Source organism: Marinobacter sp., from assembly GCF_041687235.1.
GTDB lineage: Bacteria > Pseudomonadota > Gammaproteobacteria > Pseudomonadales > Oleiphilaceae > Marinobacter.
This window is the reverse complement of record NZ_JAWLCH010000001.1, coordinates 293070-307694: the sequence shown is the minus strand read 5'-3', so window position 1 is coordinate 307694 and position 14625 is coordinate 293070. Positions and strand designations below refer to the sequence as shown.

12 protein-coding genes are annotated in these 14625 nt (G+C 57.6%); 5 read left to right on the top strand and 7 right to left on the bottom strand.

What is annotated here, in order from left to right; translation table 11 throughout:
• Positions 1–11: 11 nt before the first annotated feature.
• From ACESMK_RS01265 to ACESMK_RS01255, 3 genes are read right to left on the bottom strand one after another with little or no spacing between them, the layout of a single operon-like run.
• Positions 12–1382: a diguanylate cyclase domain-containing protein gene (locus ACESMK_RS01265; RefSeq protein WP_372994480.1), complete on the bottom strand. Its 1371-nt coding sequence runs from the start codon at positions 1380–1382 to the stop codon at positions 12–14.
• 4 nt (positions 1383–1386) lie between these two features.
• Positions 1387–2253 (bottom strand): OmpA family protein, encoded by an 867-nt coding sequence (locus ACESMK_RS01260; RefSeq protein WP_372994478.1) that lies wholly within the window; start codon positions 2251–2253, stop codon positions 1387–1389.
• A complete protein-coding gene (locus tag ACESMK_RS01255; protein ID WP_372994476.1) occupies positions 2250–2651 on the bottom strand; it encodes a DUF4398 domain-containing protein in 402 nt (133 codons plus the stop codon). The genes ACESMK_RS01260 and ACESMK_RS01255 overlap by 4 nt, the downstream gene beginning before the upstream one ends.
• Positions 2652–2876: 225 nt before the next feature.
• Here ACESMK_RS01255 and ACESMK_RS01250 point away from each other — a divergent pair, with 225 nt between their 5' ends.
• A complete protein-coding gene (locus tag ACESMK_RS01250; RefSeq protein WP_372994474.1) occupies positions 2877–3494 on the top strand; it encodes a PAS domain S-box protein in 618 nt (205 codons plus the stop codon).
• Positions 3494–6022: a chemotaxis protein CheB gene (locus ACESMK_RS01245; protein ID WP_372994472.1), complete on the top strand. Its 2529-nt coding sequence runs from the start codon at positions 3494–3496 to the stop codon at positions 6020–6022. Before ACESMK_RS01250 ends, ACESMK_RS01245 begins: the two co-directional genes overlap by 1 nt.
• Positions 6023–6076: 54 nt before the next feature.
• On the opposite strand, the gene ACESMK_RS01240 is transcribed toward ACESMK_RS01245, so the two are convergent.
• The 4 genes from ACESMK_RS01240 to ACESMK_RS01225 all read right to left on the bottom strand — a co-directional run bounded on the left by ACESMK_RS01240 (position 6077) and on the right by ACESMK_RS01225 (position 11400).
• A complete protein-coding gene (locus ACESMK_RS01240; RefSeq protein ID WP_372994470.1) occupies positions 6077–6391 on the bottom strand; it encodes a BON domain-containing protein in 315 nt (104 codons plus the stop codon).
• Positions 6392–6525: 134 nt separating this feature from the next.
• The gene (locus ACESMK_RS01235; protein ID WP_372994468.1) at positions 6526–8796 is read right to left on the bottom strand and encodes a helicase C-terminal domain-containing protein; all 2271 of its coding nucleotides are present in this window, start codon (positions 8794–8796) and stop codon (positions 6526–6528) included.
• Entirely contained in the window at positions 8793–10502 is a 1710-nt protein-coding gene (locus ACESMK_RS01230) for a VRR-NUC domain-containing protein (RefSeq protein WP_372994466.1), read from the bottom strand. The genes ACESMK_RS01235 and ACESMK_RS01230 overlap by 4 nt, the downstream gene beginning before the upstream one ends.
• Before the next feature lie 28 nt (positions 10503–10530).
• On the bottom strand, positions 10531–11400 hold the full coding sequence (locus tag ACESMK_RS01225) for a polysaccharide deacetylase family protein (RefSeq protein WP_372994464.1): 870 nt from the start codon (positions 11398–11400) through the stop codon (positions 10531–10533).
• Positions 11401–11726: 326 nt separating this feature from the next.
• On the opposite strand from ACESMK_RS01225, the gene ACESMK_RS01220 reads away from it, so the two are divergent.
• Genes ACESMK_RS01220 through ACESMK_RS01210 form a run of 3 tightly spaced genes read left to right on the top strand, consistent with a single transcriptional unit; the run spans position 11727 to position 14545 of the window.
• Positions 11727–12713 (top strand): TRAP transporter substrate-binding protein, encoded by a 987-nt coding sequence (locus tag ACESMK_RS01220; protein WP_372994462.1) that lies wholly within the window; start codon positions 11727–11729, stop codon positions 12711–12713.
• A 58-nt stretch (positions 12714–12771) separates the two neighbouring features.
• The gene (locus tag ACESMK_RS01215; RefSeq protein ID WP_372994460.1) at positions 12772–13263 is read left to right on the top strand and encodes a TRAP transporter small permease; all 492 of its coding nucleotides are present in this window, start codon (positions 12772–12774) and stop codon (positions 13261–13263) included.
• Between the two features lies 1 nt (position 13264).
• Positions 13265–14545, top strand: a complete 1281-nt coding sequence (locus ACESMK_RS01210) for a TRAP transporter large permease (protein ID WP_372994458.1) — start codon at positions 13265–13267, stop codon at positions 14543–14545.
• Positions 14546–14625 lie beyond the last annotated feature (80 nt).

The window sequence follows — 14625 nt, the reverse complement described above, 5'->3', positions numbered from 1 at the left end:
GCTGGAGCGGCCTACAGCAGTATCGGCAGAATAGTCGGCACCATCGTCGAACTCCCCGCCACCGGTCTCCGGTTCAGGAGCTTGATTCGATACATGGCGCTGTCCGCTGTTTTGAGCAGCTCATCGGCGGTCTCGCCGTTATCGGGGTAGACACTGACGCCGATACTGAGCTGAAGCGATACCTCATGCCCGCCAATAACCATTGGGGTTGCAGCGGCTTCGCGTATTTTATCGGCAACGTCATGGGCATGATCCGGCTGGGCGATTTCAGCCAACAAGACTACGAACTCATCACCGCCGTACCGACACACCGTATCCGCCGCCCTGACGCAACTCTTCAGTTTGCCGGCCAGTACCTCCAGGATCATGTCACCGCTGTTGTGGCCAAGAATGTCATTGATGCTCTTGAAATTATCAAGATCAATGAACAAAAGCCCCATCTGGGTACCATGCCGGCGGGCCAGTGACAGGGATTGGTCAAAGCGCTCGTAGAAGGCGTTGCGATTGTGCAGTCCGGTCAGTTCATCATGTTGTGCAAGATGCTCCATCCGGGCGGTTGTCTCCCGGGAAAAGCGAGCGTCGTGGAATACGATAACCGCACCCACCACCACACCATGGCGGTTGTGGATGGGGGCAGCAGAATCTTCAATGGCCAGCTCAACACCGTTTCTGGCGACCAGCAATGCGTTCGCTTCCAGGGCAACAATGCTGTCCGACAGTATGGCCCTCTGAGCAGGATCGGACGTCGGCTTGTGCGTGTTTGCATCCACCACGTGAAAAATCTCAGCCAATGGTCTGCCAATGGCCTCGTGTCGACTATAGCCCGTGAGTGTTTCCGCCACCACGTTCATGTAGGACACGCAACCGTTGATATCGGTGCTCAGGACCGCATCACCAATCGAATCAAGGGTCACCTGCGCACGCTCTTTTGCATCGAAAAGCTGCTCCTCTGCTTTTTTCCTCGCTCTCTCGTGGGCTTTGTAGGTGCTGATGTCCTCGACAGTATGAACATAGCCATGGCCCGGCATGCCATCCGTTATCAAGGCCGCGTTGCGTCGGGTCCAGATAACCTGGCCATTCGCGCACTTCAGGCGCGCTTCACACAGAAAGGCCTTTTGCCCAAGCACTGCTTTTTCCCAGTGCTCAAGCGTCTTTTCATGGTCCTGAGGGTGAATAACGGCACTCCAGTGCGATCCGATCAGCTCGTCACCTGTCCAGCCGCAGAGTTTCTGGTAAGCGGTATTGCTGTAGACGCATTTACCATCCCGATCTGTCACCAATATGCCCAGGGGCAGGGCATCGCCGAGGGGAAGCCCTTTGCCCAGGCCAGCACTGGCCTGGGTATCCGCTGCCATTGGGAAGAAGTCGCGATATCGCAACATGCCGTTACTCCCTGTTCTCGATGACGACCTCAACGCGGCGATTCTGCTGGCGACCTGTTGCAGTGTCGTTGCTGGCGATGGGGCGTTCGAAGCCATACCCAGACACGGTCAGTCTGCGACTGGCAACGCCACGATTGATCAGAAACTGGCGGACGGACTCTGCCCGCTGTCGAGACAGTGTTTCGTTAAAGGCCGCGCTTCCCACGTTATCGGTGTGGCCTTCAATCAGCACCTGGCGGTCCGGATACTGGTTCAGAAAATCCACCAGTTTCTCAAGATTGCGGTTGGTACCTCCCTGGATATTCGCACTGCCGGTGGCAAACAGGACATCTCCCAGGGTCAGGACCAGCCCCCGTTCCGTCGCTTCGGCTTCAAGGGTATCGATCTGCCGTTGGAGTTCCTCGGCTTCACGGGCTGACAGGGCAGCCGATTGTGCTTGTGAGCTACGCGCGCTTTCGGCCTCAGCATGTGCCCTGTCTGCCTCCCGGGTTCTTGCCGCCAGCCTGGCCGCGTCGCGCTGCTCCGCTAACAGCTCCCGTTCAGCTTCCAGCAGCCGGGTCTCGCCTTTGGCCCGGGCAATTTCAACCATCCGGTCTGCCATGTAGACACGGTGCGCAGCAAGCGCAGCTTCGTCGTTGTCCACTGGCTGCTCGGCCAGCTCGACGGCCGCTTCCGCGTCACGCAATTCCACGCGGGCATAGTTGGTCATGTCCGGATCCTGTTGCAGCTGTGTCAGTTTGGTACGCACATTCTCCGAACCTTCCGGGCTCGTCGGAGACATCGCGCAAGCCGTCAGCAGCAGTGAGGAAAGCAAAACCACAGCGCTGGTTTTCACCCCAGATACCGGTTTCAAAAACGGTAGAATATTCATTGCTGATCTCCCTGACGCTGCATTTCTTCACCCAGAGCCTCGGCACCGCGCCCCATTTCCCGATTGATCGCCGCAGCCTTTGCCGCTTCCGTTCTCGCCACAGCGAGTTCAGCCGCAACACTGGCCTGCCTGGCCAGCCGGTCCGCCTCCGCCATACGCTCCGCCTCGACAGCTTTAACAGCCGCCGCAAGATGCCGGTTTGCCTCTTCCAGTTCGGCTCCCGCGTATTGCCGGGCTTCGGCCTGTTCGGCACTGGCAATGGCATCTCTGGCATCATTGAGGGACTGTGTCGGTGGCAGCGGCGCGGAGGCGCAGGCCATCAGAGTCAACACAGCGAAAATCAAGGTAGTGGAAAGACCGATGCGACTGAACGCACACCGGATTGTGTCGGTTTTCATAGCCTGGCTCCTTATGCCACGACGTTGCCCGAGCCCGAGCGGCCCGGAAACATTCCGTTACAAATACACTAGGCCTCACCCTCTCATTCTTCCGTTCGCTAACGCACAAACGAGGCTCCGCTTTGCAAAAACCCACAACGCGCGCTATTCGGGTGTCTCAAGGTGGAGTAGTATCGAATGACACAGGTCAAACGCCGGTTATCAACGGCGAATTCGGGAGGGACTATGACCGACAAGCACGGATACGCGAATGCCGAGAGTCACGAGCGACTGCGCCGCAGCGCCAGGGATCTGATTGATCATGGTGTGCCACCCCCTTGCCGTGGTGGCGCCCTCAGCGTCGATGCGCTGCAAATGCTCTACCAGCGGGCGAGTGCTCCAGACTCCGCCGCCGACGCCCTCAAACTTCTGCACGAACTTCAGACCTATCAGGTGGAGCTGGACCTGCTCTACGAGCAGCTCCAGGCCAACGAGCACGAGATGGCCGAAGAACTGGCCCACTACAAGTCCCTGTTTGAACAGGCTCCTGCCGCCTATCTGGTTGTCGCCACCGACGGGGAAATCATTGAAGGTAATCAGGCCGCTGGCAGACTTTTCGGGGAATCTGACACGGTGCTGACCGGCACAAACCTCGCCTTGCTTGTCGCACCGGGTCAGGAAGACACCCTGAAAGCACTCCTCGAGCAACCGGGAATACAGGAAGTGAGCATGCATCCAAAAGCAGACGATTCTGCCGGAACCGCCGATCGACAAATGCTGACGGTCAAAGCCAGGCCGGCGCCAAGCGGGGACAGCATCCTGATGATCTTCACCGAAATCACGACGACCTCCGCCAGTTCCTGATGCGCATTGTTGGTATTGGCGCCTCTGCCGGGGGCCTGGCCTCGCTGGAGGAATTCTTCCGCAATACGCCAAGCGATTCGGGCATGGCTTTTCTTGTGGTGCAGCACCTGGACCCGACCCAGAAGGCGCTGTTACCGGAGCTCCTCCAGCGGTATACCGAGATGCCGGTGTATGAAGCCGAGCAGAATATGCCCATTCATGCGGATTCGGTGTATGTCATCCCACCGAACCGGGAGCTGCGGGTGGTTAATGAGACCCTCAAGCTGGATCCGCCGATGCAAGCCCGGGGGCTGCGCCTCCCCATTAATGTTCTGTTTTCATCCCTGGCAAGTGCCCAGAGCGAGCGGGCGATTGCTGTCGTGCTTTCCGGCATGGGTTCTGATGGCACCCTGGGCCTGCAGGCCATCAAGGCAACGGGCGGGCTGACAGTGGTTCAAAGTCCCGAGTCTGCCCAGTTTGATGCCATGCCACGGAGCGCGATTGAAGCCGAGTGTGCTGATATCGTAGCACCCGCCGATGAATTACCGGCTCGCATTCTGGCGTATGTCCGGCGAGTTCCCGAACCGGGTGAAAACCTCGATCCGGCCCCGAGTGGCCACAGGTCGATTACCCGGTTGGATCCTCTTCTGAGGCTTCTGCAGCAGCATACCAGGCACGACTTCTCGCTGTATAAACCCACGACTCTGAACCGCCGCATCGAGCGGCGTATGGTCATTCACGGGATCTCAGATCTGGCCGATTACACTCGCTTTGTGGCCGAGAACAACCAGGAGGTACAGCTTTTATTCCGGGAACTTCTCATTGGCGTTACCGAATTCTTCCGGGATCCGGAAACCTGGGACTACCTGATCGAAACGGGCCTGCCGGAACTGATCGCCACTCTACCAGCGGAATACACGCTGCGGGCTTGGGTGGCCGGTTGCTCGACGGGCGAAGAGGCCTATTCGTTGGCCATTGCGTTCACCGAGGCGCTGGAAAAGGTCAGCCCCAAACGGGAAATGGACCTTCAGATTTTCGCGTCCGACATCAGTCCGGAAGCCATTACCATCGCCAGGAGGGGCCAGTACCCTCTCGCGATTGAAAACGCGGTGTCGGAGGCCCGGCTGGCGCGATTTTTCACTAAACACGACAAGTATTATCAGATAAAACCATCCATAAGGGACAAAGTCCTGTTTGCCCGGCACGATGTCATTCTGGACCCGCCATTCACCAAGCTGGATATGATTGCCTGTCGCAACCTGCTGATTTATTTTGATGTAACGCTGCAACGCCGGATACTGCCCCTGTTCCACTACAGCCTGCGTCCCAACGGCTTACTGATGCTGGGCAGCTCGGAGACCATTGGCCGGCTGAACCACCTGTTTGCACCACTGAAACCCAAAATGCGACTTTACCGGAGCAAGCCATTTCAATCCGTCCGGCATTCCGACTTCCTGCTAAAGTCTTTCCCACCGATGTCCAACATGCCCAGGGAGCAATCCGTGTCATCCAGCCAGATTCCACCACAGGAAACAACCAACAACCTGCAAACCGCCGCGGATCATGTCCTGCTTCAGGTTTATTCGCCCGCAGCGGTGGTGCTCAATGCTGATGCAGATATCGTGTATATCAGCGGGCGCACCGGCAAGTACCTGGAACCGGCAGCCGGCAAAGCCAACTGGAACATCCATGCCATGGCACGGGAAGGTCTGCGCGAACCGCTCTATACCGCCCTGAAGCAGTCACCGGACCTGGCAGAACCGATTGAACTTAAGGGTCTATTGGTGCAAACCGGGTCTGGCACCCAGGCGGTTGATGTGACCATTCAGGCCCTCCGTGAACCCGATGCCCTGAAGGGTATGACCATCGTGGTGTTCCGCGATGCACCCGAACGAGCGGCCGCAAAACGTCGCAAACCTGCCACGGCAGCTGAATCCGACTACGCGGAGGAAATTCAGCGGTATCAGAAGGAAATCGAGAGCCTGCGGCAGCAGGCAAAAATGACACGGGAGGAGCTGCAGGCGTCTAACGAGGAACTGCAATCCACCAACGAAGAGCTGCAGTCCGCGAACGAAGAACTGACAACCTCCAAGGAAGAAATGCAGTCCATGAACGAGGAACTGCAGACCATCAACACCGAACTGCAAACCAAACTGGATGACCTCGCCCTCGCCCAGAGCGACATGCAGAACGTACTGAACAGTATCGAAATCGCGGTTCTTTTCCTGGACCAGGGTCTGAATGTGCGGCGGTACACGGAACGGGCTGCAACCATTATCAGCCTGCGTGAAACCGATATCGGCCGCCCGCTCAGTGACCTGACCTCCAGCCTCCGTTACCCGGAACTGCAGGAAGACGCCCGGAAGACCCTGGATACCCTGGCGGTCAGCGAGAAACAGATTACCACCAACGATGACCGATGGTTTTCGGTCAGGATCATACCCTATCGGAGACTGGATAACGTCATAGACGGCGTCGTCATCACCCTGGTGGATATTACCGAGACCAAACATCTGGAATCTTCACTGCGAAAAAAACCCCGAAGCTGAACCAAAGACAGCTCGGGGATTTTTTTCAGACAGCCTTCAACGGCTCTTCAAACGTTACTTCATTTCCATATCGTTGCTGACCGATGTGACACCTTTCACGCTCCGGGCCACTCGGACGGCAGTATCGATATCCGCTTTCGAATTCACGAAACCTGAAAGCTGTACCTCGCCTTTGTAGGTTTCAACGTTGATTTCTGAGCTTTTCAGCGTTGATTCGTTGAAAATCGCTGTCTTGACCTTGGCGGTGATGACCGTATCGTCGATGTACTCACCGGTGCCCGAACTGGATTCGGTGGATGCACATCCGACGAACAAAGCCACCAGCATCGCCATCATCAGCATCGGGACTGACCGTATAATACGTTCCATGTCTTGTACTCCTGTTACTGCCAACCCCGGATACCATCGAGTCTTGCAAGGCTCATGCCTCGGCGGTTGACTTGCCGGGCAGCTACAAGATTAAAGCGGCATCCGTGTCGGGTCTGTTCGATGGCCCACACATATTAGGTATCCGCTGAATCTTTCGGGAACCACCAGCGCGGCAAAAGACGACGAGTGGCCGGCTGCAGAAACCGGTCATCAATCAACCAGATCACGCCCCGGTCTTCAGGGGTCCGAATCACCCGACCGGCCGCCTGGGCCACCTTCTGCAATCCCGGAATCAGATAGGTGTAGTCGTAACCCTTACCAAAGCGCTGTTCCAGACGGGCTTTCAGAATTTCATGCCAGGCATCAAAAGGCGGCAAACCAAGGGTCGCCACGAAGGCACCGATCAATTGATCCCCGGGCAGGTCGATGCCTTCACTGAACACCCCACCCAATACCGCGAATGCGACACTGGCTTCGGGTTTCCTGAATCCTGCCAGAAAGTCCGCCCGTTGCTGGGGCGACATACCCGGCGCCTGCGCCCGCTGGGGGACATCGGGAGCCAGCTGCGCCAGAGCGTCGCTCGCCTGCTTCGCGTACTTGAAGCTACTGAAAAACGCCAGGTAATGCCCGGGCCGTTCCCGGAACTGGCGGGCGATCAACTCGGCGATGGGCTGGAGGGACGCCTCCCGGTGAACCTGTCTGGTACTGATGCCGGGCGTGAAGTGCACCTGCAGCTGATCCGCGCTGAACGGGCTGGGCAAGGAGGTAAACCGGGAACCCTCCGGCAGCCCCAGCAGATCCCGATAGTAAACGCCGGGACTCAGGGTGGCGGAGAACAGCAGGACCGAGTGCGCGGCTTCAAATCGCTCCCGCAGGAAATCCGCCGGGATCAGGTTCTGGATGGTCAGACTGGCCCGGCCCCGACCGGCGCGCTGGAACTCACACAGGGAATGGTCCCCGAAGGAATCCGCCAGCTTCATGAAGGCGACGCTTTCAAACAACAGGTCCTGCAGCGCCAGATCAGGGGGATGGTCGGCCAGGTAATCGGTCAGATTGGAGACCATGGCCTGCAGGGCACCCAGCAATTGCGTCGGCAGTGTGTCCAGAAACTCCGGGCTCTCTGTATCGGTGTGGTGATCCCGGATCAGGCTCTGCCACGCACGGGCTGTCCGGTCGACGGCGGATTTCAGCGGCTTCGGCGCGGTTTTTTTGATCCTCAGCAAACGCTGCTGATCCAGCCGAACCGAATACATGCCCCGGCCCCGGTCCACCAGATTATGGGCCTCATCCACCAGCACACTGGTGTTCCAGTTGTTCTGGCGAATCAGACCGTGGAGTAGGGCGGATTGATCGAACAACCGGTTCACATCACCGATTACCACATCGCTCCAGCGAGCCATTTCCTGGGCCAGAAAGTAGGGGCAAATGTCGTGACCGGCGGCGATCTTCGCCAATGTGTGTTGATCGAGTGTGCCTTCGGTCTGGGCCGCTTCCGCCCGGGCATCGGGCAGCCGGTCGAAAAAGCCTTTGGCCAGGGGGCAGGATTCACCATGGCAGGCCTTGTCGGGGTGCTCGCAGGCGTCGTCTTTTGACACCAGTTCCAGGGTTCGCAGGGGCCAGTTCGGGGCCGCTTGTGCCGAACGCAAACGCGCCACGGCATCCATGGCAAGCTGGCGGGCGGTATTGCGGCAGGTAAGGTAGAACAACCGGTCCTGCCCGGCGGCAGGCATCGCCATTAACGCCGGGAACAGCGTGCCAAGGGTCTTGCCCAGGCCGGTCGGCGCTTCCAGGAGCAGGGTGCCGGACTTCACCGCGTTCTTGTAGACCGTCTCCGCCAGTTGGCGCTGCCTGGGACGAAACTCGGCGAAAGGAAACGCAAGGCCTGCGAGCAAGGCGTTGCGCTGCTCGCGGTGATGCTCTTCCTGTTCGGCCCAGGCCTTGTAGCGACCACACAGGGTTTCCAGTTCCTGCCAGAGTTCGTCGGCACTGGCAGTCTCCACCACCGGTGTTTCCTTGTCCGTGCCGGTGTCGTAATAGATCAGCGCCAATTCCAGGGTTTTCCGCTTTTCCTGTCGGCACAACAGGGCGCCATAGGCTCGCAGCTGGGCACGGTGAAGCGCCCGCTGATGCTCTCGGATTCTGGCCAGATCACCCCGGTGAGTCTTGATTTCTTCCAGCCGGCCACGGTGCGGGTTATAACTATCCGCGCGCCCGGAAAGCACTAATCCAAGGCACTCACCGGTCAGTAAATACTCGCTTTTATAGCCATAACCGCGCCTGGACTGGATCGCCTGATGGCCGGCGATGCCTTCCTCGGCACTGGGGGCCGGGGTGTAGCGAAAGTCCAGATCGCCGGTGCGGGCGGCAAATTCGCAGAGGGTCCGGACGGCCATCTTCACCGTCATTCCATCACCCCGTCGGCTTGCCATCGCACGTAGCAGACACTGGCGGGGATGCCTTCACCGGCAAAAAACTCGAGCCAACGGATCTGGTGATCCTGCAGCCGGTCACCCGGCCCCTTCACCTCAATCATTTCATAGCGCTTTGCCGTGTCGGTGGCGCCCGGAAAAAAGCGAATCAGATCGGGGAAGCCACTGCGATGCTCCCGGATATTCAACAACAGGCGGCGGAACAGGCGCTCCAGGTCACCCGGTGGAATACAATCCAGCGCCAGGCTGAGCAGTTCCTCGGTGATGACCGGCCAGATCACGAAGGGGTTGGTGGTGCCCTGCTTGGCCCGGTAATTCTCGAGAATCCGGTCCCGGTAACTGCCATCCGCCAGCAACCCAAAGCACTGCTCGAAGGATGCCTGGCGACGGCTTACGAAATCTTCCCGGGTCAGGTCCGCGGGGCCCACATGAAAAGGATGGAAAAAGGCCCCCGGCAACGGTGCAAAGATGGTTTGCCAGCAGAGCAGGCCGAACAGTCCGTTGATCAGGGTGTTTTCCACATAGAATACCGGCGCCTCGTCCTGATACAGGTGGTACTGGACGGCGTACTCCACGGATCCGATTTCCGGTTTGGGCAGGCTCAGGGTGATGTCCCGGATTGGCGGCTGCACCGGCAGTCGGGGTGGAGTCTCACCCAGCCGGCCCGCCAGGCGTTTAAGAATTCGCGCCAGGCCCTGGGCCTCGGCGTCGCTCAACGGTTGCTTCTGCCATCGGGTGGCAATGGCCCAGGCTTCCTGGTGGCGTTTCATCCGCTCCAGCAACCGCAGTTGCTTCAACCTTGCTTCCCGGTGGCCGCTGCTGGCGAAGGCCTCAACGGCCAGCTCCCGTTCGCCCTGACGCTCCGCCTGGCGGCCCAATTCCAGCAGCAACCGATCGCGGCGGCTGGTCAGCCAGGCGTTTTCCGAAGAACCGGGCACCTCCGGCCAGACCTCCGTCGCGGGTACCCCTTCATCCAGCCATTCCCGGCACTGGTGCATGGCAAGGTACAGGTCCACCTCTGAACGATGCTGGAACGCCCGGGAATCCGGTGTGAAGGTGACTGGCTCGTACTGCTGGTGACCCAGTTCCACCAACACGAAATCCGACCAGCTCTGGCGAAGGTTGCCGAAAAACATCAGACGGACCCGGTCAAACAGCGCCATGGTTTTGAGCCTGACCACCGGTCTGGCGTGCTGACCGAGCCAGTCGGCGACGGTAAGAGGGTCGGGAAATCGCGAAAGCAGGGCGTCACGCATCCGGCTCTTGGGCAGGTTGGCAGGCTCTCCGGCCGCTTTCAGCAGAGGTCCCAGAGCCGGACGCAGTTCTCCCAGCGTGAACAGGCGAAACAGCTCGTCCAGTCCGAGCAGGGGATCGGTGTCCAGCCAGCCTGCGTCAGTGAGTTCCGCCAGGGCCCGGTGCTCTGGAGCGCAAAGCTCAGGGTACTTGAGCTTGTCCGACCGGAAGAGATCGCCCGTGCGCATCACCATACGGGTCAGCAAGGCCCGGGCCGGCAGTGAGAGAGTATGAAAGCTGGCCAGCCGATCCAGCTCTTCCGCCGTCAGCAAGTCGCCGTGATGGCTCTGCACCCAGCCAAGGACGGTTTCCATGTTCTCGAGGTAGTACAGCGGATTGTTCAGATCTGCGGTACCCGGTTGTGGGCTTATCGGGTTCCGTACTGCCATAGTCAGTGTGGGCGTTATGCCTCCGGTATCAATCGTCGAAAAATGGTCTCACATAATCAAAGATCTGTCCTCTGGTGGTTAGCCACAGTTCTCTTTGTTGCGCACATCGCTTAACAATCTCTTCAAACGCCCAGGCGCCGGCAGGCCGACCGTAGCAATGGCCATGAACAATCACATCCAGAATCAGGGTTTCTCGATTGCTCGCCAAAAGCCTGTCCAATGTCGCTGTGAACATCTCAACAAACTGCTCGGGCGTTCTGCCAAATCGCATGGCGTGCGGCAGATCATTGAAATCGATGGTTACCGGAATCGCCATGATCGAACTGTCGGCAAAGCGCTGAAGGTACGGTCGATCATCATCCAGTGCGTCGCCGTGCCACTTGTAGCCATGCAGGGATAGCCTGCGCTGAACGTCCAGATCGGAGGTGATTCTGGGACTGATCCAGCCGCCAGGCTTGTGACCGGTGGCTTGCGCAATCAGCGCAGTCGATTTTTTTATGTTGTCTTCGATCTGCTGCTCATTCAGATACGGGAAAAGCATGTTCTGGCCATAGCTGTGGCCGATGATCTCATGCCCATAATCAAACCGTTTTTTGAGCTCAGCCGAACAGTGTTCTGCAACCAAACCAGAGGTAAATACACTGGTGGCCACGCCGTAGCTTTCCGCTATATCAAACAGCCTTTTCGCGCCCACATTGGCGTTATAACGACCATAACTGTCGGCGTTTGGGTCTACCATATCACCGGCCAGAACATTGCCCATGGGGTTAACACTGGAACACGAATCCGGCGTCCACATTTCAAAGGCGATATTAAAATTAATCGCCAATCGTTTGTTTTCGGGCCATAAAAAATCTTTTTCCAGGCGCTCTATTTCACACGACATTTCCTGGCTCATTGTTTTTTCCTTTTATTAATTAATAACGAACCCCATTAAATAAATAATCAGCCCACAAATAAATAATATGATTTATCAGTTTTTGCAAATTCAATTGTATTCATGTTGTTATGAATGTAATTCAGGAAGGTGGCTTTTTAATTTCATTCACAAATGACTGAATAATATTAAATTTGCGCTTTTGTTTTTCTTACCCTAGATTATTTTTTACCGATCAAAATCGGAGAAAATAAACACAAATAAATTTGGCACAATCTGCCTGACTGGAAAGCGGATACCATCAAAAAAAAACACCTTTCCAGTTTGATTTACATCGGAGAAAAACAATGAAACTCATTAATCGTAAATTGATCGCCGCCGCCCTACTGGCCAGCGCCACCACGTTGAGCCAGGCCCAGACAACCATCAAGCTCGGCTGGACCACGGCCGACAGTAAAGTCGATCCGTACGCCATCGCCGCCCGCTATTTTGCCGAAGAGTTGGAAGCAGCGGCACCAGGCGAATTCAACGTCCAGTTCTACCCCAATCATCAACTCGGCAACGACACCGCGATGCTGCAAGCCATGCAGTTCGGAACCATGGATGCAGGCGTGATTACGGGAACCCAGGTGGGCACTCTGGAGTCTGCGTTCCAGCTCAACGATCTGCCCTTTCTGTATGCCAACAACCAGCAGGCACACAAAGTCCTGGATGGCGAAGTAGGCCAGACACTTCTTGAAAAGCTGGACGCCAAAGGCATTGTCGGGCTGGGATTCCCCGAAGCCGGCTTCCGGCACACCATTAACAACGAGCGACCAATCCGCACACCGGAAGATTTCAAAGGTGTGAAGCTGCGGGTCCAGCCCAGCGACCTTTTCATTGCCAGCTTCCGCGCCATCGGCGCAAACCCGGTACCCATGGCCTGGAGTGATGTTTTTACCGCGGTACAGCAGGGCACGGTCGACGGGCTGGAAATTCCGCTGCCTGTCATCTTTGCCAATAAGTATCCGGAAGTAACCGACTATCTTTCCCTGACAAGCCATACCTACAACGCCCTGGCCCTGCTGATGTCCAAGCAGACCTTCAACAAACTTTCCCCGGAAACCCAGGACCTGGTTCAGCAGGCTGCCAGAAAGGCCATTGATCGCCAGCGCGAGACCGTTGCGTCCAATAACGATGCCGTTCTTAACCAGATTGAGGCGGCGGGTATGACCGTCAATGAAGTCGACGATGTCGAGGCGTTCCGGAGCAAGGTTGCCAACGTCTACGACGAATACCGCAGCAAGATTGGCACGGATATTCTCGACATGGCCCTGGAGCAGGTGGCCGAATAACACCATCCGCCAGGACATACCTCGACACTTTTGGGACTTCTAACCAGGAACCGTTTGGATGTATCAATATCTGGATAAATTTGGACAGGGCCTGGCAGCAGGGTCGCAGGCTTTCGGGGTGGTAACCGCTCTGGTCATGATCGCCAGCCTGCTACTTGGTGTCTTCTACCGTTACGTGCTCGGTGATTCGCTGGTGTGGAGCGATGAAGTTGCGGCTCTGGCGTTTACCTGGACGGTCTTCCTGTTTGCCAGCGCGCTGGTCCGCACCGGAGGCCATGTTCGGGTAACCCTGCTGGTCGACTCCCTGCCGGCGCTTCTCGGTGAGCTGGTGGAACGAAGCATCATGGCGCTGATCATCGGCTTCGGGCTGGTAATGCTCTGGACCGGCTGGAACTTCGCGGAGTTCACCGCTGGCCAGGTATCGCCCGCTATCCGCTATCCAATCTGGGTCAAGAATGCAGCGGTTCCCGTCGGAGGTGCGCTGATCAGTATTCATGCCCTGATTCTCCTTGTACGGCCACGGCCGATCCACAAATCCTCGGAGTATTAACATGGGTGAGATTGGCCTGGTCATGATAATTGGCCTGATTGTTTTCCTGGCCCTCGGTGTACCGATTGCGTTTACAATCGGCCTCCTGGCGGCTGTAGGAATCTGGATGGCCGATGTGAATCCTATGATTCTGCCCCAGCAATTCATTGCCGGAAGCAGCGTCACAAGCCTGCTCGCCATTCCCGGTTTTATCCTGGCAGGTGAGGTAATGAGCGCAGGCGGCCTTTCCCGGCGACTGGTGCGGGTGGCCGAAACCTTTTTTGGCCACCTGACTGGCGGCCTTTCGATGTCGACAGTGGCTGCCGGAACCTTCTTTGGGGCGATTTCAGGTTCCGCACCCGCCACGACAGCAGCGGTCGGCTCGATCATGATTGATGAGCTGGAAGACCGGGGCTACCAGCGCGGGTATGCCGCGGCACTTGCGACCGCAGTTGGACCGCTGGGGCAGATGATTCCGCCTTCTATCCCGATGGTCATCTGGGGTGTACTGGCGGAGGAGTCCATCGCCAAGCTGTTCCTGGCTGGCATCATTCCCGGTCTGATTGCCGCCGCCGGTTTCTGCGTAGTAAGCGTTCTTTATGCCCGGCATCACCGTGTCGCAAAGGAAAAGCGGGCCACCGGAAAAGAATTCCTGTTCGCCCTTAAGGATGGCATCTGGGCTCTGCTTGCCCCGGTTGTCATACTTGGAGGCATCTACAGCGGCATGTTTACGCCCACCGAAGCCGCTATGGTCGGTGTCCTCTATAGCGCCATTGTCGGCCTGTTTCTGTACCGCGATCTGGACTGGAAGAAAATGCCCTCCATCCTGATGAGCTCGATGAGAACGACCGCCGTTATCATGTTCATCGTTACAGTGGCGTACGGGTTCGCCTGGGTTATGGCCAGTGAACAGATTCCGGCCCAGCTCACCCAGGCACTGCTTGCGCTCACGGATAACCCGATCATCCTACTACTGATCGTCAATATCATGTTGCTGCTACTGGGCGCCGTCATGGACAACATCTCGGCCATGGTCATTCTCAGTGGCGTCCTTATAGGCCTGGGCCAGCAGATTGGTCTGGATCCGATCCAGTTGGGTGCCATGGTGGTGATCAACTTTGCCGTCGGCATGGTGACGCCACCGGTGGGCTATTCCATCTTTGTCGCCTCCAGCATCAGCGGGTTGCGCGTGGAGACTGTCGCGCGCCATATCTGGCCCTTCATGCTGGTTCTGCTTGGCGTTGTGGCACTGGTGGCCTATGTGCCGGCCATTACCCTCTGGCTGCCCGCTACCTTCGGCTGAACCCGGGGCCTTTACGGTCCTATTCCCGTAACCTCTTCTCTCAAGCCGGTGCTCACACACGGAGCGCCGGCTTTCGCTTG